The organism is Afipia carboxidovorans OM5 (assembly GCF_000218565.1).
Lineage (GTDB): Bacteria > Pseudomonadota > Alphaproteobacteria > Rhizobiales > Xanthobacteraceae > Afipia > Afipia carboxidovorans.
The window spans coordinates 3,112,973-3,131,422 of record NC_015684.1; the positions used below are offsets into that span (position 1 = coordinate 3,112,973).

At 61.3% G+C, this 18,450-nt stretch carries 15 protein-coding genes; 8 read left to right on the plus strand and 7 right to left on the minus strand.

Annotated elements, in window-relative coordinates; genetic code table 11:
* Positions 1-58: 58 nt before the first annotated feature.
* Positions 59-1,411 (plus strand): oxygen-independent coproporphyrinogen III oxidase, encoded by a 1,353-nt coding sequence (hemN, locus tag OCA5_RS14695; protein ID WP_012562205.1) that lies wholly within the window; start codon positions 59-61, stop codon positions 1,409-1,411.
* An 8-nt stretch (positions 1,412-1,419) separates the two neighbouring features.
* Here the strand turns inward: hemN and OCA5_RS14700 are convergent, their stop codons facing one another.
* The 4 genes from OCA5_RS14700 to ubiT are packed head-to-tail and all read right to left on the minus strand — an operon-like array spanning position 1,420 to position 4,349.
* A complete protein-coding gene (locus tag OCA5_RS14700) occupies positions 1,420-1,818 on the minus strand; it encodes a hypothetical protein (RefSeq protein ID WP_012562204.1) in 399 nt (132 codons plus the stop codon).
* A gap of 29 nt (positions 1,819-1,847) precedes the next feature.
* Positions 1,848-2,804 (minus strand): U32 family peptidase, encoded by a 957-nt coding sequence (locus tag OCA5_RS14705; protein ID WP_244396146.1) that lies wholly within the window; start codon positions 2,802-2,804, stop codon positions 1,848-1,850.
* 25 nt (positions 2,805-2,829) lie between these two features.
* Entirely contained in the window at positions 2,830-3,807 is a 978-nt protein-coding gene (gene ubiU, locus OCA5_RS14710; RefSeq protein ID WP_012562202.1) for a ubiquinone anaerobic biosynthesis protein UbiU, read from the minus strand.
* Positions 3,798-4,349: a ubiquinone anaerobic biosynthesis accessory factor UbiT gene (ubiT, locus tag OCA5_RS14715; protein WP_012562201.1), complete on the minus strand. Its 552-nt coding sequence runs from the start codon at positions 4,347-4,349 to the stop codon at positions 3,798-3,800. The genes ubiU and ubiT overlap by 10 nt, the downstream gene beginning before the upstream one ends.
* A gap of 130 nt (positions 4,350-4,479) precedes the next feature.
* On the opposite strand from ubiT, the gene OCA5_RS14720 reads away from it, so the two are divergent.
* Positions 4,480-6,006, plus strand: coding sequence for a UbiD family decarboxylase (locus OCA5_RS14720; protein ID WP_193777131.1), 1,527 nt, complete (start codon positions 4,480-4,482; stop codon positions 6,004-6,006).
* A gap of 12 nt (positions 6,007-6,018) precedes the next feature.
* On the opposite strand, the gene OCA5_RS14725 is transcribed toward OCA5_RS14720, so the two are convergent.
* The 3 genes from OCA5_RS14725 to OCA5_RS14735 form a co-directional block, all read right to left on the minus strand.
* Positions 6,019-7,062, minus strand: a complete 1,044-nt coding sequence (locus OCA5_RS14725) for an FAD-dependent oxidoreductase (RefSeq protein WP_041559634.1) — start codon at positions 7,060-7,062, stop codon at positions 6,019-6,021.
* 151 nt (positions 7,063-7,213) lie between these two features.
* Positions 7,214-9,178, minus strand: coding sequence for a heavy metal translocating P-type ATPase (locus OCA5_RS14730; protein ID WP_012562198.1), 1,965 nt, complete (start codon positions 9,176-9,178; stop codon positions 7,214-7,216).
* A gap of 334 nt (positions 9,179-9,512) precedes the next feature.
* On the minus strand, positions 9,513-10,400 hold the full coding sequence (locus OCA5_RS14735) for a ferritin family protein (protein ID WP_012562197.1): 888 nt from the start codon (positions 10,398-10,400) through the stop codon (positions 9,513-9,515).
* Positions 10,401-10,493: 93 nt separating this feature from the next.
* Here OCA5_RS14735 and OCA5_RS14740 point away from each other — a divergent pair, with 93 nt between their 5' ends.
* Genes OCA5_RS14740 through OCA5_RS14765 form a run of 6 tightly spaced genes read left to right on the plus strand, consistent with a single transcriptional unit; the run spans position 10,494 to position 18,444 of the window.
* On the plus strand, positions 10,494-12,836 hold the full coding sequence (locus tag OCA5_RS14740; RefSeq protein ID WP_013913322.1) for a NosR/NirI family protein: 2,343 nt from the start codon (positions 10,494-10,496) through the stop codon (positions 12,834-12,836).
* Positions 12,837-12,853: 17 nt separating this feature from the next.
* Complete coding sequence (nosZ, locus tag OCA5_RS14745) at positions 12,854-14,797, plus strand: TAT-dependent nitrous-oxide reductase (protein ID WP_012562195.1); 1,944 nt, start codon at positions 12,854-12,856, stop codon at positions 14,795-14,797.
* A gap of 11 nt (positions 14,798-14,808) precedes the next feature.
* Positions 14,809-16,173: a nitrous oxide reductase family maturation protein NosD gene (locus OCA5_RS14750; protein WP_012562194.1), complete on the plus strand. Its 1,365-nt coding sequence runs from the start codon at positions 14,809-14,811 to the stop codon at positions 16,171-16,173.
* Positions 16,170-17,078 (plus strand): ABC transporter ATP-binding protein, encoded by a 909-nt coding sequence (locus OCA5_RS14755; protein WP_012562193.1) that lies wholly within the window; start codon positions 16,170-16,172, stop codon positions 17,076-17,078. The genes OCA5_RS14750 and OCA5_RS14755 overlap by 4 nt, the downstream gene beginning before the upstream one ends.
* On the plus strand, positions 17,075-17,902 hold the full coding sequence (locus OCA5_RS14760) for an ABC transporter permease subunit (RefSeq protein WP_012562192.1): 828 nt from the start codon (positions 17,075-17,077) through the stop codon (positions 17,900-17,902). The genes OCA5_RS14755 and OCA5_RS14760 overlap by 4 nt, the downstream gene beginning before the upstream one ends.
* The gene (locus OCA5_RS14765; protein WP_012562191.1) at positions 17,899-18,444 is read left to right on the plus strand and encodes a nitrous oxide reductase accessory protein NosL; all 546 of its coding nucleotides are present in this window, start codon (positions 17,899-17,901) and stop codon (positions 18,442-18,444) included. Before OCA5_RS14760 ends, OCA5_RS14765 begins: the two co-directional genes overlap by 4 nt.
* Positions 18,445-18,450 lie beyond the last annotated feature (6 nt).

Consider the following 18,450-nt stretch of genomic DNA (forward strand, 5'->3'; position numbering starts at 1 on the left):
CATCAGCCTTCCCTGTGCCCGACGAGGCTCGCGCGTGACTGTTCCCCAATCCGCCCCTTTGCGATCCGATCTCAACAGCCGCTATGGCGAAGAGCGTCTGCCTCGTTATACGAGCTATCCGACCGCGCCGTATTTCTCGAGCGCGATCACACAACGTACCTATCGCGAATGGCTCGCAGCAATCCCCCAAGGGAAACCCGTTTCGCTTTATCTGCACATCCCTTTCTGCCAATCGATGTGCTGGTATTGCGGGTGCAACACCACCATCGTTCGGCGGAACGAGCCGGTGGCCGATTATCTCACGTCGCTGCGGCGGGAAATCGATATGGTGACAAGCCATATCAAGCAGAAGACTACGGTCGGCGGGGTGCATTTCGGTGGCGGAACGCCGACGATCATGACACCGGCCCAGTTCGCGGAGTTGATGATTTTCCTCAGGCAGAAGTTCTCTTTTCTGCCCGATGCCGAAATCGCCATCGAGATCGATCCCCGCAGGCTCACCCGTGAGATGTTGAACGAACTCGGTGCGAGTGGCGTGACGCGGGCCAGTCTCGGCGTGCAGAGCTTCGATCCCGTGGTGCAGCAGGCCGTCAACCGCATTCAGAGTTTCGAGGATACGGCAGCCGTCACCGAAGGATTGCGCTCAGCCGGCATCCGCAGCATCAACTTCGATCTGATCTACGGGTTGCCGCATCAGACAGTCGCATCCTGCTTCGACACCGTTCAAAAATGCCTGCAGCTTCACCCCGATCGTTTCTCAGTGTTCGGCTACGCGCATATTCCGACGTTCAAGAAACACCAGCGCAAGATCGACGAAACTGCCCTCCCCGATGGCGCGGGCCGGCACCTGCAGGCGAACATGATCGCCTCCCGCTTGATCAACGCGGGCTACCAGCAGATCGGCCTCGATCATTTCGCGCTGCCCGACGACAGCCTCGCAACAGCACAAGCGGCGGGAATTCTCCATCGCAATTTTCAAGGCTACACCACCGACACCAGCGACATTCTGATCGGTTTCGGCGCAAGCGCGATCGGACGGCTGGAGCAAGGCTACGTCCAGAATGAAGTCGCGCCGCGCGCCTACTGTGAATTGGTCACCAACGGCGACCTTCCGACCCGGAAGGGCTATGCGCTGACGGCCGACGACCGCCTGCGCGCCGACATCATCGAGCGGATCATGTGCGATTTCCGTGTCGACCTGGAGCAGGTTTGCGCAAAGCACGGTACGACGCCGGACGCCGCTCTTGGATCGGCCGACCGGCTGGAGATGCTGATCACTGACGGCGTGGTTCGCCTCGAAGGGCCGGTGCTCTCCGTGACGGACGACACGCGGCATCTGGTGCGCAGCGTTGCCTCCGCCTTCGATGCCTATCTCGGGACGTCCGGCCCCATCTACAGCCGCGCGGTCTGAGCCGACAGTTATCGCCGGATCACGCTGAGCGGACGCGGCGCTTCCTCGCGCGGTGCAGGCAGGCACTGCGGATCGATGTTGCGCAAGGCGGCTGCGCCCGCCTCCGCCGACTTGCTGATCTCATCGAACAGCAGCGCCATTTCCGTGAAGACCGTGCGGTCTTTCTCGTTCTCGGTCAGTTGATCGAGTTCGGAGAGAAGCCCGAGAACGGCATCGATACGATCCTTGTGGTCGCGTGCGCGCAATAGCGATCGCCGCGACAGGCGCTGCGCTTCGAGGCTCGAAAATCGCGCCATGGCCTCGCTCAAAACCTCGCGGCAGTTACAGTCGAGGTCCATACGTGTCAGGACGATGTTCAATCGCCCCATCAGATCCAGCGCTTCATAGATACGGTTACTCTCAATCATGACCGGCTCTTTCCAAATTGCGCCAACGCCTACTGTCCAGCCTCATGCACCATGGTTCCCGCCTGCGCTTTGCGCTGGCGCAGATTTTCCTCTGTGCCTTTCGTTGTGAGCACCGCCCCCGGCTGCCCATGGATAAAGCCATTAACGAACGGCACGTCGGGATAGATTCGCGTCAACTCCTGCATGCCGTTTTCCTGGGTCCGGCGGCCGTCGAGTAGATCGCGGAAGACTTTGGCGACCGCGACCATGTCGCATTGCTGCGGCGAGAGACGGAGCGCGCCGACGCCGGCGATCGCAAGGTCGACCGCATCGCCCAACAGGTTCACGCAGGCGTGAGACAGCGTCTGCACACCGTTCATGGCGAGAAACGGCTCGCCATCGAGTGTTGCCACCGGCAACCCATCCGGATCCCGCTCGCAGACGAACTGGCAGTTGTCCTTCGAGAGCTTGTGCAGGCGGGCATGATAGCAGCGTGCGGAGATCGCGAGCGGCACGCGGCCGAAGGCAAAAACTTCCATCGTCACGTCAGGCAACGCGGCGGCGATGGTCTGGATCGAGTCCATCGGTAATTCCGGCGGCAGGCAAATCCGCTGTGCTCCGCGGCTTGCGAAATAGGTTGCCGTCGCCTCGTTGTAGATATTCACGAATGGCCCGATCGCATGCGGGCGGTCCATCAGCGCCCCAAGGCAGGTGAGATCGTTGACCTCGACCATGAAGTCCGTATTGGCGGCAAGCTCCGCCGTCTGCCGGCGCTCCCGCGGCAGCGACACCAGAATGAGAGAGCCGAGAACGACCTGCTTTCCACACGCCGCAAGCCGTTCGATCACGGCAGGCATATGGGCCTCGAAAAACGGCGAGCGCTTCGAACAGACAACTTCACCGACGACAACCACGTCTACCGGCGCTTCCTCGGCAATGCGGAAATAGAAATCCCGCCATTGTTCGGGTTGCCAGTTGTAGAGCACAGGCCCAAGGGTCAATTGCATCGACGATGTCATCGGCAAGCTTTCGTCATCGCCATGTCTTTCGATAGGCTCCCGCCGTCGTCGACTGGCCTTCGGTGAGAGCGACGAGATCCCCGGCCGGCGCGGAGTGGCCATCTTCCAACCCTGCGAGAGTTTGACGGAAGTTGCGCACCACGCGCTCGATATAGGCACGGCCGCGTTGCCGCCCCTCGATTTTCAGCGCCGTCACGCCGGCCTTCTGCAACTCCGGCAGCATGGTGGTTGCATCGAGGCTGACCGGGTCCTCGAACAGGTAGCCGGCGCCATGCTCGGTCTGGAAACGGCCCTTGCAGAGCGTCGGATATCCCGCAGGTTCTTCCGCGGCGAACTTGTTGATGGTGAACGCACCGAGCCGCGAAACAAGCTGCCCATCCTGCTCGCGATAATGAACATGGCTCGCAGGCGAGCAGACGCCGTTCATGTTTGGTGATTGTCCGGTGGCATAAGACGAGAGCGAGCAGCGCCCCTCCTCCATCACACACAGGCCACCAAAGACGAACACTTCCGTCTCGCAACGCACCTCGCGCGCAATCGCCGCGATTTCGGCCACGCTCAGCACGCGAGGCAGAACAACCCGGCGTGCACCGAACGCCTTCACATAAAACTCGATCGCGTCCGGATTGGCGGCAGCCGCCTGAACCGAGACATGAAGGCGCTGATCCGGATGACGCCGGGCCGCATAATCGAGAACACCAACATCGGCAATGATCAGCGCATCGGCGCCGGCCTCGACGGCGGTGTCTACCGCGCGCTTCCACAGATCGAGCGTTCCCGCCCGCGCAAATGTATTGATGGCGACGAGAACCTTGACGCCGTGCCCGTGGGCATAAGCAATTCCGGTCTGCAACTCCTCGGGACTGAAATTCAGCCCCGGAAAATTGCGGGCGTTGGTCTCATCGCGAAAACCGCAATACACCGCGTCCGCACCCGCCTCGACAGCAGCCTTGAGACCGGCGGGCGTTCCCGCAGGGCAGATCAATTCCATGATCCACCCTCCGGGGCCAGATCATCCTGCCGCTGTCCGGGAGGATCACCGATTGCTCCTCGCACGAGTCGCGCCGCAACAGGCGACAGCGGTCCTAGAAACGCAACGGATTCCGCAACAATATCGATCCCGGCTTCATCGACAGCGTTACGCAATGCGAGCGCCGCTTCCATGTCGCCTTCGATCTGGATATCTCGCGAGAAAAACAGTGCGTCTCCATCGCAAGTGCCGTTCGCAAGACTGATCAACGCAGCAAGCGTTCCAGAGATCCTAACATCGACCCGCGGCATAGATCGCACTACGATGATGGTTGGTCGCGTGCGTGCAGGTTCGAGCAAAAAAGAAAATGGCAGGTCGGTCGGATCGAGACCGAACCGCTTTGCAGCGTGGATGCCAAGGCGATCAAAAATCTGCGGGTGCCGGCTTTTTATTCCATGAAGGCACGCGCCAAGCACCGGCTGCAATGGCAGAAGTGGCAGGAACTGCCCTGCCAAAGCGAGCACCTGCGGCACTCTTGAAACGAACGGGCCGGACCCCGGCATAACAGCCTCTCTTTTGAGGCATCCTTAGCATCCGCCGAAAATCGATTCTTTGTCCGAGAACAATGAATCCCGTAGCTTTCTGCTTCATGAGAGATGCGACCAATTCTTATTAGAAGCTTCGGAGACGCCTCTGCTACGCCGCGACCAGCCTCTCTTCGCCAATCTGCGCAACTTTCTCTCCCGCCTTGAGAAGGAAGGCCAGCTTGTCCGCATCCGCGAACCGGTCCCGGTCGTTCACGAAATGACGGAGATTCACCGGCGCGTGCTTCATGCGAGCGGCCCGGCACTGCTGTTCGAACAACCGATCAAGGCGGACGGCGCGATCGCGGAGATGCCCATCCTCCTTAATCTGTTCGGCTCGCGCGAGCGCGTGGCTTGGGGGCTCGGCGTCAGCCCGGAGCATTTGCCAAACCTGGGCCAAGCACTCGCAGAACTGAGCGAGCCGCAGCCGCCACACAGTTTCTCCGATGCAATGGCAAAGCTACCGCTGGCGCGTGCCGTCATGGCCATGCGCCCGAAGACTGTCGAGACGCCGCCCGTGCATGACATCGTCTGGCGAGGAGACTCCATCGACCTCACCCGGCTGCCAATCCAGATCTGTTGGCCGCACGAACCTGCGCCGCTCATCACCTGGCCGATGGTGATCACCAAAGCGCCCGACGACGAAGCCGACAGCAACGTCAATGTCGGCGTCTACCGGATGCAGGTGATCGGCCGCGACCGCGCGATCCTGCGCTGGCTCGCGCATCGCGGCGGTGCTCGCCATCATCATTTATGGAAAGAGCGCGGCCTCGATATGCCGGTCGCAATCGCCATCGGCGCCGATCCGGCAACGATCCTTACGGCAGCGCTACCATTGCCGGAAACTCTTTCCGAATTTCGCTTCGCGGGCCTTCTTCGCGGCGCGCGTTTGCCGCTCGCACACTGCGTCAGCGTTCCATTGATGGTGCCTGCCGAAGCGGAGATCGTTATCGAAGGCACTGTGTCTCCACACGAGACGGCACCCGAAGGGCCGTATGGCGATCACACCGGCTATTACAACGCCGTCGAGAATTTCCCCGTGATGCGCGTGTCCGCAATCACCATGCGGCGGCAGCCGATCTATCTCTCCACATTCACCGGACGGCCGCCGGATGAGCCTTCCCGCATCGGTGAAGTTTTCAACGAACTCCTCGTCCCCTTGGTTCGGAAGCGAATTCCGGAAGTCGTGGACCTGTGGCTTCCTCCCGAAGCCTGTTCATACCGGATCGCGGTTGCCTCCATCGCAAAGCGCTATCCGGGGCAGGCGCGGCGGGTGATGCTCGCGCTATGGTCGCTGCTGCCGCAACTCACCTATACGAAGTTTCTCATTCTCGTCGATCCGGACATCAACGTCCGCGACTGGTCCGATGTGATGTGGGCGGTTGCTACGCGCACCGACCCCTCCCGCGATTTTCTTACGCTGACGGATACGCCGATCGACTATCTCGATTTCGCATCACCAAAGCCGGGCCTCGGCGGCAAGGTCGGTATCGACGCCACCACCAAAATTCCTCCCGAAACCGACCGCGAATGGGGACGCCTCCTCACGATGGATGAGGCTGTGATCGCGCGCGTGAACGAGATCTGGGAACGACTCGGTCTTCCTTCGAATCCCGGTGCAGCGGGAAAACAATAAGCGGCCACTCCGTCAGGGCGCCATTTCGAAAGAGGACCGCATCACTTCGTTATGGATGAAGCCACGCTGCATGTAAGCAAGCGTCATTTCGGCCAGCGCTGGCGCCATCAGGAAGCCGTGGCGATAAAGCCCATTAATCGATATTTTTTGTTTGCTGACGACGACCCGCGGCAAATGATCCGGAAACGCCGGGCGAAGTCCCGCACCGACTTCGAGAATATGAGCATCTGCGAACGCGGGGTGAACGGCACAAGCCGCCGTCAGCAATTCCACCGTCGAGCGCAAACTGACCGCCGTGTCCTCACTCTCGATACTGGTCGCACCGATCATGAAGCAATTGTTCTCGCGCGGGATCACATAGATCGGCCAGCGCGGATGAAGAAGGCGCACCGGGCGCATCAGCTCGATGCCCTGCGCTTCGACGACAACCATTTCACCTTTGACGCCGCGCAAATCTGAGAATTTATCGCGGGCGGCAAGGCCACGGCAATCGATCACGACGTGACCGGCTTGTCCGGCAAGCACATCCAGATCGCAATCTGCCTGAAACCGGATGATGCCGCCAGCGGCAACGAAACGCGCATGCAACTTCGGCAACACGGCACGTGGCTCGACATGCCCTTCGCCGGCAAAGAACAGGCCTTCGCGAAATCGATTGCCGAGATCCGGCTCAAGCTCCGCGACGCCTCGCGCATCGAGGCGCTCATGTCCCGTCGTCAATTTCGCGAACCGGTCGAAATCCGCACGATCACGCGCATGAGCGACAACAAGCGAGCCGTTGAACGGCGTGTCAGGCAGATGCTTGCGCCAAAGTTCCAGCGAGCGCGTGCCGAGATCGGTGATGAGCGGTTCAGACGCCTCGGCTTCACACCATGGCGCCAGCATGCCACCAGCCCAATGGCTGGTGGCATAAGTCATGGCGACATCGTCACGCTCGAACAGCATGACGTCATAGCCTGCACAGGCAAACAGAAGCGCCTGCCAGCTTCCCACAATGCCAGCGCCAATAACGGTGACGGAAGACGGTCCGTCCGGTGCCGGCGGCTCTCGAAACATCATCACAATCCCGGAAGAGAATTCGAAGGCGTTGTTGATGGGGTCCTGCCGGACAGCCATCAACAACGCCTGACGGGTGCGACGCTAATCCCGGATCGGGAATGTTGCATTGTCCGGTGTCAAAATTGGCGCGCGTCCAATCGGCTTTATTTCACCCGGCCTGTTTCGCGGGCGAGAGCGACCGGCGCTTTCCAATGCCGGGTAAATCTGTCCTATTCTTGCCGGTACCCCGGCGGGTGCCGTCCGACAGAAGGCGCAAACCGTTCAGCACCACGAGCACCGTGCCACCTTCATGCCCGATGACCACCAACGGCAACGGTAGTTCGAAGAACAAGCCACCGATGACCAGCACCATCATGGCGCCGATCGCGAAGATTAGGTTTTGCCGGATGATCGCGACCGAACGGCGGGCCAGACGATGTGCATCTGCAAGCCTCTCCATGTCTTCCGACAGCAGTGCCACATCGGCGGCTTGAAGGGCAACTTCCGAACCAGCGGCCCCCATTGCGATGCCAATATCGGCACGGGCGAGAGCAGCGGCATCATTGACGCCGTCACCGACAAAGGCAATCTTGCCGCTCTGCGCGAGTTCGCCGACGCTGCGCACTTTATCCTCGGGCAGAAGCTCGGCATGGATCTCGTCCGGCGAGAATCCCAGCTCCTGGCCGATCCGCAGCGCCACCGGCCTGCGATCTCCCGTCATCATCACGATTCGGTGCACGCCACTCTCCCGCAGGGCGGCCAGCGCCGAAGCCGAGGTGGCCCTCGCCTCGTCCGCCACATTGACGGCACCCAGCACGGTCGAACCACGCCCGAGATAGACGACGGTCTGCGCACGCTCTGCGAGAGTCTTGAGCCCGTCATGATCGACAGACGCACTCATCGCCTCGGCCAGATATGGGTTACCGGCCCATATCGGACCGAAATCGTCGCGGCCGACGATACCGGCGCCGGGGCGTGCCTTTACATCCGTGACCTTCACGATGTCGAGGCCACGTCGAGCAACCTCCCCGCGGATCGCCGCAGCGATATGATGTTCCGAATGCGCTTCGAGTCCGGCAAGCAGCGACAGAAAACGATTCTCGTCGCCATCCAGCGCAACGATTTGCGTCACCGCCGCACGGCCGGTCGTCAGCGTCCCGGTCTTGTCGAATGCGAAGGTGTCGACGGCGGCGAGCGTCTCCAGCGCACCGCCGCCCTTGAACAGGACACCGCCGCGGGCCGCCGCAGACAGCGCCGACAGAATGGCGGCAGGCACCGAGACCACGATGGCACAAGGGCTTGCGGCGACCAGCATGGTCGCGGCGCGATAGAGCGAAGTTTCCCAATCGTTTCCGAGCCGATAGAAAACGCCAAGCGCAATCACAAATCCAACCAGAACGGCGATCGTGTAACGCTGCCCGAACCATGCGCTGAACCGCTCGGACGGCGCCTTGGCGGCCTGCGCTTCAGTGACAAGCGCGATCATCCGGGCGACCGTGCTTTGTGCCAGGGTTTTTATGATCCGCACATCGAGGACGCCATCGAGGTTCACCGTTGCCTCAAAAACCTGCTGATCCGGTTCCTTGCGAACGGGCATCGATTCGCCGGTAATCGTGGATTCGTCGAGCGAGCCTCGCCCGCTGACGATCATTCCATCCGCTGGAACGCGCGAGCCGGGGCGGAGAATGACCAGATCACCAACGCAAAGATCGGAGGCTGCGATCTCCTCAACGGTGCCGTCACTCGATTTTCGGAAAGCGGTTTCCGGACGGAGCGCCATCAGCGCCTCGACGGCACGCCGCGCCCGTCCCATCGCGCGCTCTTCAAGGGTCGTGGACAGGCTGAAAAGAGTGAGCAGAACCGCGCCCTCGACCGACGCTCCGACGATCGCGGCAGCTATTGCCGCAACAATCATCAAGAGATCGATGTCGAGGACATGATCGTTCCACAGGGCTTTCAGGGCGCGCCAACCCGTCGGCACACCGCCGGCAAGATAAGCGAGGACAGCGCCACCCAATGTTATTTGCGGCGCAAGCGAACCCTCCAGAACCCAAGAGCCGGCAATCGCGAGGGCAAGGCCCGCGACGGTTATCGCAGTGAAAATAACGGACAAGCTTGGCAGGCTACGCGGCAACAGACTCTCCGGTCGTCATCGGTGACGTGCTGGCAACCAAGGGCACTAGCTATAGTTTAGAATAATTCTAATCTATAGCATTAGCCAACTGGCGAAGCAATCGACACCGCATGCGGTCCGTACCGGGTTTCCGTCAGACGAAGCGGGCGCCGGGTTCCCTCTGAATTTGTGTGACTTCAAGGCCGTATATGGGCACCTCACCCAACCGATCTTTCGGGGGTGTCGCGATTTCCCTGCACGGCCTTGCATCCTCGACGGCGCCGACCGTGCTCATCATCCTTGTGATCTATATCGTGCCTAGGGCAAACGAGCCCGTCCGTTGCAATAGCGGTTCCTAGGCCGGTTCGCTGGCCGAGGCCGCCGCCGCGCGCAAGCCCGCCAGACGCGCGATCGACTGCGTGGCAAGCTCCTGCGCAAAATCGAGACTGCTCTGATCCTTCGCCCTGTCCGCCTCGTCGAGATATACATTCGACAGTTGCTCCGCACGTCGCAAGGCACGCTGCTTGATCTGTTCGATCTCGCCAAGAGCGGGCGTCTCGAAATCTTCCGGCAGAATAACGTCGTGAGAAGAAAATCCCGGCATCCCGACATGCAGAAGCCGCCTGCCCTCCGCCGGCGGCAGCGTTTGCGACCATGCGATGATGTCCCGCCGCAACAGGCTCTCCAGCAGAGCTGCGGACGCATCCCTGTCGCTCTGCTCATCTTCCGTCGCGTACTTGTGTTCGCTTTGCCACGCAAGGCGCCGTTCGCGGCGCAGCGCATTGCCATCGGACAACGCCTCCCGCGCCAATCGCTCTGCGGCAGCACGGACTGCGGAATCTCTGGTGAGCGCCGCGACATAGGTCCAGTAGATAAACGCGCGGCGGCGATGGCGTACGGCGAGCGCCCACACCGCATAAGGCGTCGAGAGGCCGGATTGCGCGATATCGCTGACTTCCTGTGCCGGAACGAGATCCCTGAATGTCGTCGGCAATTTTTTGAGATCCGGCGGTGCGCCACAGATTTGACTGCAAGCTTCTGCGATCGCGTCGGCACGCGCAGTCTCTCGTGACGCGAGCGTTTCAAAGACTGAGCTGATCGCTTGTGATCCCTGAGCAACGTGTGCTGCGACTGCACCGTAATGCTGCGCCGCAAACTGCGCCTGATGAAAGGCAACTGCGTAAAACTCCGGCAGAGTTGCGATCGGTGCGGGTGTCACCGTCAACAGAGGCTCTTCGCGCATGCAGAACTCCGCCTCGCAGTTGCTTTTTTTGACGCAGAACAATTATCGATATTATCGTGGCTGATAAAGATATCCAAGCAAGGTTACCGAGAGATGGGAACCGGCGGCGTTTTGTCGGCTTCTCCTGAAGCTGCAAGAGCGGATGGAGACCCTTTGTCTAAATTCCGAGATATCTGCGTCGCCTGCATTATCGCATGTGTCTGCCTGATCGGCGCTGGCCTGTTTGCCGCAGACGCGCATGCTGCAGGTCAGCTCAGCAATTATCTCGCCAAGGCGCAGCCGTCAGAACTCATTCCGGATGCAAACCGCTTCGGGCCGCTGCAAGGCGATCCGCCGATCGCGCCGGTCTACAAGGACGACCAGCTTCTGGGCTATGCCTATCTTAATTCCGATCTTTCCAACGCAGTCGGCTATTCCGGAAAGCCGATCCGCGTTCTCGTTGGCATCAGCACCAAGGGCGTTCTCACCGGCTTCAGGCTCGTCGAGCACAAAGAGCCGATCGTTCTGATCGGAATTCCGGAAAAGCGCGTTCTCGATGCCATCAACAAGCTTGTCGGCACCGATATGGTGCCGGTGGTGAACGGCGCGGCTCGCACACCTCAGGTCGATATCGTCAGCGGCGCGACCGTGACCGTGCTTGTGATCGGCGACAGTATCGCCCGTTCGGCATCGAAGCTGATCAAGACCGGGCGGCTCGGCGCGCAAGGTCAGGCCAATATAGCCGCGGCTGCGGCGCAGGTGGTCAAGACCATCGATATGGCCAAGAGCGAGGTGCAGGACTGGCAGACATTGCTGGGCGACGGCTCGATCCGGCGGCTGCATATGAGCGTTGCCGATATCAACGAAGCCTATCAGAAGTCCGGCAACGCCGCTGCCATCGCGCATCCGGAGACCGGGGATCCCACTGAGGATTTCATCGATCTCTATGTTGCGGACGTTGCGGTGCCGACGATCGGCCGCAGCCTGCTCGGCGATGAGGGATATGACCGCCTCAAGGCGAGACTGAAGCCCGGCCAGCAGGCGATCGTGGTTGCCGGCTCGGGCCGGTATTCGTTCAAGGGATCGGGCTACGTTCGCGGCGGCATCTTCGATCGTCTCGAACTGCTTCAGGACACGAACAGCATCCGCTTTCGCGACCGCGACCATACCCGGCTCGGCGACTTTGCCGCTGCAGGCGCACCAAGCTTCCCCGAGATCAGCCTGTTCGTGCTGCCGCCGGATTTTACGTTCGATCCGGCCGAGCCATGGACGCTGCAGCTTCTGGTGCAGCGGGGCGTCGGCGCACGCGACAAGGCATTCCTGACCTTCGATCTCGGCTACACGCTGCCGGATGCGTATCTCAAGCGCGAGCAGCCCTCGACGATCGTTCAGACCGAACAACCCGCAGCCTCGCCGCAGCCCGCAGATAAGGCAGCAGCGACAGTTGATGCCGACGACGAACCGCTGTGGATCAGGATCTGGCGCGGCGACATCGTTCGCATCGGCATCACCGTGTTCGCGCTCGGTACGCTGACGGTGATCTTCTTCTTCCAGAACGTCCTGGTGCGGCGTCCCCGCATCTATGTCTGGGTGCGGCGATCCTATTTGCTGTTCGTGCTGGTCTGGCTCGGCTGGTACGTCAACGCCCAGCTCTCCGTTGTCAACGTCCTGACGTTCATCAATTCGCTGCTGACGGGATTTAGCTGGGAATACTTCCTGTCCGCGCCGCACATCTTCCTGCTGTGGGCGTCGGTCGCTGCTGCCCTCCTGTTCTGGGGACGCGGGCCGTTCTGCGGCTGGCTTTGCCCCTTCGGCGCGTTGCAGGAGTTGCTGAGCGCTGTCGCGCAAGCGCTCAAGGTACCGCAAATCCGGGTGCCGTGGGGCCTGCATGAGCGGCTTTGGCCGATCAAGTACATGATCTTTCTCGGCCTGTTCGGGCTGTCGTTCTACTCCATCGCGCTTGCGGAGCAGCTCGCGGAAGTCGAGCCGTTCAAGACGGCGATCATCCTGAAGTTCGCGCGCGAGTGGCCGTTCGTCATCTATGCACTGACGCTGCTCGCTGCGGGATTGTTTATCGAGCGGTTCTTCTGCCGCTATCTGTGCCCGCTCGGCGCTGCGCTCGCCATTCCCGGCCGCATTCGCATGTTCGAGTGGCTTCGCCGCTGGCCGGAATGCGGTTCACCCTGCCAACGCTGCGCCAACGAATGCCCGGTGCAGTCGATCCACCCGGAAGGCCACATCAACGTCAACGAGTGCATCTACTGCATGCACTGTCAGGAGCTTTATTTCGACGATCATCGTTGTCCACACATGATCCAAGTGCGTCTCAAGCGAGAGAAGCGCGAAGCGCTGTCCTCGCCATCCATGCGGGCCAAAAAAGGGCCGGACACAATCATCACCGCCGGAGGCAAGACGATCAGCGCACCCGGCGGTTCGGTCGCAACACCTACAACCTGAAAACCTAGGAGACTTCCATGAGCAACCACGAGGACGGCAAGGGCGTCAGCCGGCGAGCCTTGCTCGGCACGACGGCTGCAGCGGGCGTCGGTCTGGCTGCAGGCGCGGCACTACCGATCGACAAGGGGTTTGTCACGACAGCGGAGGCGCAGACCAAGGGGCAGCCGAAGGCTCCCGCTGCGCGGCCCGCGGTCCACAAGACCGAGGTCGCACCCGGCGATCTCGACGAATACTACGTGTTCTTCTCCTCCGGACAGTGCGGCGAGATGCGCATCGTCGGCTTGCCTTCGATGCGCGAACTGATGCGCGTCCCGGTGTTCAACCGCTGCTCGGCGACGGGCTGGGGCCAGACCAACGAGAGTCTCAAGGTGCTCACCGAGGGGCTGACCCCCCAGTCACGTGAGTTTCTGAAGAGTCGCGGCGGTACCTACATCAACGGCGATCTGCATCACCCGCACATCTCGTTCACCAACGGCACCTATGACGGCCGTTACGCTTTCATGAACGACAAGGCCAACACCCGCGTCGCGCGTGTGCGCCTGGATGTCATGAAGTGTGACAAGATCATCGAGTTGCCGAACCAGCACACGGTTCACGGCCTGCGCGTGCAGAAATACCCGCGCACCGGCTACGTGTTTTGCAACGGCGAGGATGGCGTCCCGCTGCCCAACGACGGCAAGATCCTCGACAATCCGAAGGAATACCGTGCAATCCTCACGGCGGTCGACGGCGATACCATGCAGGTTGCCTGGCAGATTATCGTCGACGGCAACCTCGACAACGTCGACGCCGACTATCAGGGCAAGTACGCCTTCTCCACCTGCTACAACTCCGAGGGTGGCGTCACACTTGCGGAAATGACCGCAAGTGAGCAGGACTGGGTCGTCATCTTCGACCTCAAGCGCATCGAAGAGGCGGTGAAGAAAGGCGACTACAAGAAGATGGGGGGCGTACCCGTGCTCGACGGCCGCAAAGGCTCGCCGTTCACGCGGTATGTGCCGGTCTCCAACGGTCCGCACGGCATGAACACCGCGCCGGATGGCATCCACGTCATCGCCAACGGCAAACTGTCGCCGACCTGCACCGTGTTCGACGTGCGGTTGTTCGATGACCTGTTCGCCGACAAGATCAAGCCGCGCGACACGGTGGTGGCGGAGCCCGAACTCGGTCTCGGTCCGCTGCATACGGCCTATGACGGCAAGGGCAACGCGTATACCACGCTGTTCATCGACAGCCAGATCTGTAAGTGGAACATCGATGCGGCCCGGCGTGCGTACAAGGGCGAGAAGGTCGACCCGATCCTTCAGAAGCTCGACGTCCACTATCAGCCCGGCCACAACCACACCTCCATGGGTCAGACCAAGGAGGCCGATGGAAAATGGCTGATCTCGCTGAACAAGTTCTCCAAGGACCGTTTCCTCAACGTCGGTCCGCTGAAGCCGGAGAACGATCAGCTCATCGACATCTCCGGCGACAAGATGGTGCTGGTGCATGACGGCCCGAGCTTCGCCGAGCCGCATGACGCCACCATCGTCCACCGTTCCAAGATCAACCCGATCTCGATCTGGGACCGTGCTGACCCGTTCTTTGCCGACGCGGTGAAGCAGGCCAAGGCGGACGGCATCAACCTCGAAGCCGACTCCAAGGTGATCCGCGACGGCAACAAGGTGCGCGTCTACATGACGTCCACCGCACCGGCGTTTGGCCTCGAGCAGTTCACCGTGAAGCAGGGCGACGAGGTGACGGTCTACGTCACCAACATCGACGCGGTCGAAGACCTCACCCACGGCTTCACGATCGTGAACTACGGCGTCGCGATGGAAGTGGCGCCGCAGGCCACGGCTTCGGTGACGTTCACGGCCGACCGCGCCGGTGTCTACTGGTACTACTGCCAGTGGTTCTGCCACGCCATGCATATGGAGATGAAAGGCCGTATGCTGGTCGAGCCGAAGTCGGTGTAAGCGGAGCATCCGTGCGTCGCTTCTTCACCATATTTCCGGCGGCGGTTCTCGCCGCCGGATTATCCAGCTTCGCCAGCGCGGAGACGCTGACGCTTGCACCCGGCCAGCTCATGCAGAGCGTGCTGGACCGGGCGCAGGACGGCGACGTCATCACGCTTGCTGCGGGCGAGCACAAGGGGTCGCTCCGTATTGAGCGGCGCGTGACGCTGCAAGGCGAGCCCGGCGCGATTCTGACCGGAAACGGCGAAGGCAGCGTCATCGGCGTTTACGGGCCGGGCGTCGAAATCCGCGGACTGACGATCAAGGGATCGGGCCGCGATCTGCAGACGATGGATTCCGGCATCTATCTCGAGAAGACCGCCGAGCGCGCGCTGGTCGAAAACAATCGCATCATCGGCAACCTGTTCGGTGTCTATGTCCATGGCGCCACGGGTACGCGCATTCTGAACAATGTCATCGAAGGCTTGCAGAATATCCGCCTTGCCGAGGCCGGCAATGGCGTCTCGGTCTGGAACGCGCCGGACGTGACGATCGACGGCAACACCATTCGCTACGGCCGCGATGGCATCTTCACCGTATCCAGCCGCAAGGACCGCTTCATCAATAACCGCTTCGAAAAAGTGCGGTTTGCTGTCCATTACATGTACACAAACGACAGCGAGATCAGCGGCAACGTGTCGATCAAGAACCATGTCGGCTACGCCATCATGTATTCGAACCGTCTCGTGATCCGCGACAACGTCTCATATCGCGACCGCGATCACGGCCTGCTGTTCAACTATGCTAACTTCGCAAAAATCGAGGGCAATCTCGTCGCGGGCGGCCCACGCGACGACACACCGGGCACGCAGGAAGTGGCGAGTGACGAGCGCGGCATGCTGCCGGCCGCGAGTTCTTCGACGCAGGTCGGCGTGCGCAGCGGCCCCGGCAAATGCGTGTTCATCTACAATGCCAACCGCAATCAGTTCCGTAATAACTGGTTCGAGCGTTGCGAGATCGGCGTGCACTTCACGGCCGGCTCGGAAGGCAACGAGATCACCGGCAACGCCTTTGTCGGAAACCGCAATCAGGTGAAATATGTCGGCACCCGCGACCTCGACTGGTCGAAGGACGGCCGCGGCAATTACTGGAGCGACAATCCGGCCTTCGATCTTAACGGCGACGGTGTCGCCGATACTGCGTATCGGCCCAACGATCTGGTCGATCGTGTGCTGTGGACCGCACCGTCTGCGAAAATTCTAATCAACAGCCCCGCGGTGCAGGTATTACGCTGGGCGCAGGCGCAGTTTCCCGCGCTGTATCCCGGAGGCGTTGTCGATACACATCCGCTGATTGCTCCGCCGCCACGGCCGGACGCAGGCCGGAGTCTGCCATGACCGCAACCGTCTCCATCCAGAAGATCGACAAAACTTACGGCAAGATTCGCGCCCTGCGCGAAGTGTCATTCGATCTGCCGGCTGGAGGCATCTACGCGCTGGTCGGCCACAACGGCGCCGGCAAGACAACGCTGATCAAGCTGATGCTGGGTCTGATCCAGCCGAGCGGCGGCACCATCCGTGTTCTTGGTGAAGACCCGGCTGCGGGCGAATTCTCGGCGCGGCGGATGCTCGGCTATCTGCCGGAGAACGTCGCCTTCAACACCGCACTGACCGGGCGCGAGACACTCAACTTTTATGCACGACTGAAACAGCTCACGCCGGCGACGGCATGGCCCCTGCTCGACCGTGTCGGCCTTGGCGACGCCGCCGACCGCCGGGTCGGGACTTATTCCAAGGGCATGCGGCAGCGACTCGGGCTTGCGCAGGCGCTGCTTGGCCGCCCGCGCATTCTTCTCCTCGACGAGCCGACCACCGGTCTCGATCCGGCACTGCGGCAGACCTTCTACGATATCCTGCAAGAACTGCGTGACGACGGCGCGACGGTGCTGATCTCCTCCCACGCGCTGAGCGAACTCGAAGGTCGTGCCGAACAGGTGCTCATCATGAACCGCGGCACGCTGGTGGCCCAGGGCACGCTCGCCGAATTGCGCCAGATTTCGCAACTGCCGATCCGCGTTTCGTTCGATCTCACTGCTGATAACGACAAGATGCCGGATTGGCTCGCAAACGGCCACGCTTCCGGCACGGAAAGCCATGTCGTGCTGGTACCGGACGATGAGCGCAAGATGGCGCTGCTGCGGACCGCCGCCAGTGATCCGCGGGTGCGCAATATCGAAGTCATGACGCCGACCCTCGACGATCTTTATGCGCATTTCCTTCGTGCGCGGGAGGCTGCGGAGTGAGGACCATCGCGATCATCGCAGCTAAGGAAATTCAGGAAGGGTTGCGCAACCGCTGGGTGCTCGCGACCACGCTGCTGCTGGCCGCGCTCGCATTGTCGCTCACCTTTCTCGGCAGCGCACCAACTGGAAATGTCGGTGCGGGTGCGCTGGATATTGTCGTCGTCAGCCTCTCCAGCCTCACCATTTTCCTGCTGCCGCTGATCGCGTTGCTGATTTCGCATGACGCGATTGTCGGCGAGATGGAGCGCGGAACCATGATTCTGCTGCTCAGTTATCCGGTGGGGCGATACCAGATCGTTCTCGGAAAATTCTGCGGTCATGTGCTGATCCTAGCCTTCGCCACCGTGATCGGCTACGGCGTTGCCGCCGGTGCATTGGCCATCAGCGGCGCGGCCGTGCTGGCGGCGAGTTGGTATGCGTTCGCCTGGATGATTGGGACGTCGATCATGCTCGGTGCGGCATTCGTTGCGATCGGTTATCTCATCAGCAGCCTCGCGCGCGACCGCGGCACCGCGGCAGGTGCTTCGGTCGGCGTCTGGTTGATCATGGTGCTGGTGTTCGACATGGCTCTGCTCGGTCTGCTTGTCGTCGATCAGGGCAAGACCGTCTCCGCCTCGATGCTGGAGCAACTGCTCTTTCTCAATCCGACCGACATCTATCGTCTCGCCAACCTCACCGGCTTCAATGTCAGCCAGTTTTCCGGCATGGCCGGGCTTGCCGGCAGCGCGGGCGCGAGCACCCTCGCGCTGCTCATCGGAATGGCGCTATGGATCACGGTCCCACTCGGTCTCGCGACAGCTTCTTTCGCACGGAGGGAATTATGATCCTGCGCGCGCTTTGTATCGCGGCATTCGCGATTACGCTTGCCGCCTGCAATCAGGACCAGTCGGCATCCACACCACCGCCGCCCGTTTCGCTCAAGGACGATGCGCTGGGCGTGTTCTGCGGCATGAACGTGCTCGAGCATCCGGGCCCAAAGGGGCAGATCATCACCGCGAGCCGGATCGATCCCTACTGGTTCACATCGGTTCGCGACACCGTGGCCTTCACGCTCATGCCGGACCAACCGCGCGATATCCGCGCGATCTATGTGTCCGATATGGGAGCGGCACCGAGTTGGAAAGAACCTGGCGCCGCCAACTGGATCGACGCACGTAAAGCGTTTTTCGTGATCGAGAGCCGCAAGCGAAGCGGCATGGAAACGGATGAAGCGGTGCCGTTCGGCAATCGTGCGGCAGCAGATGCGTTCGTGACCAGCAATGGCGGCCGCGTCGTCAGCTTCGATCAGATTCCGAAAGACTACGTGCTCGGTGGCGACACGTTGGGGCAAAACGGGCATAGTCCTACGGACGTGCGGACAAACTGAAGGCAG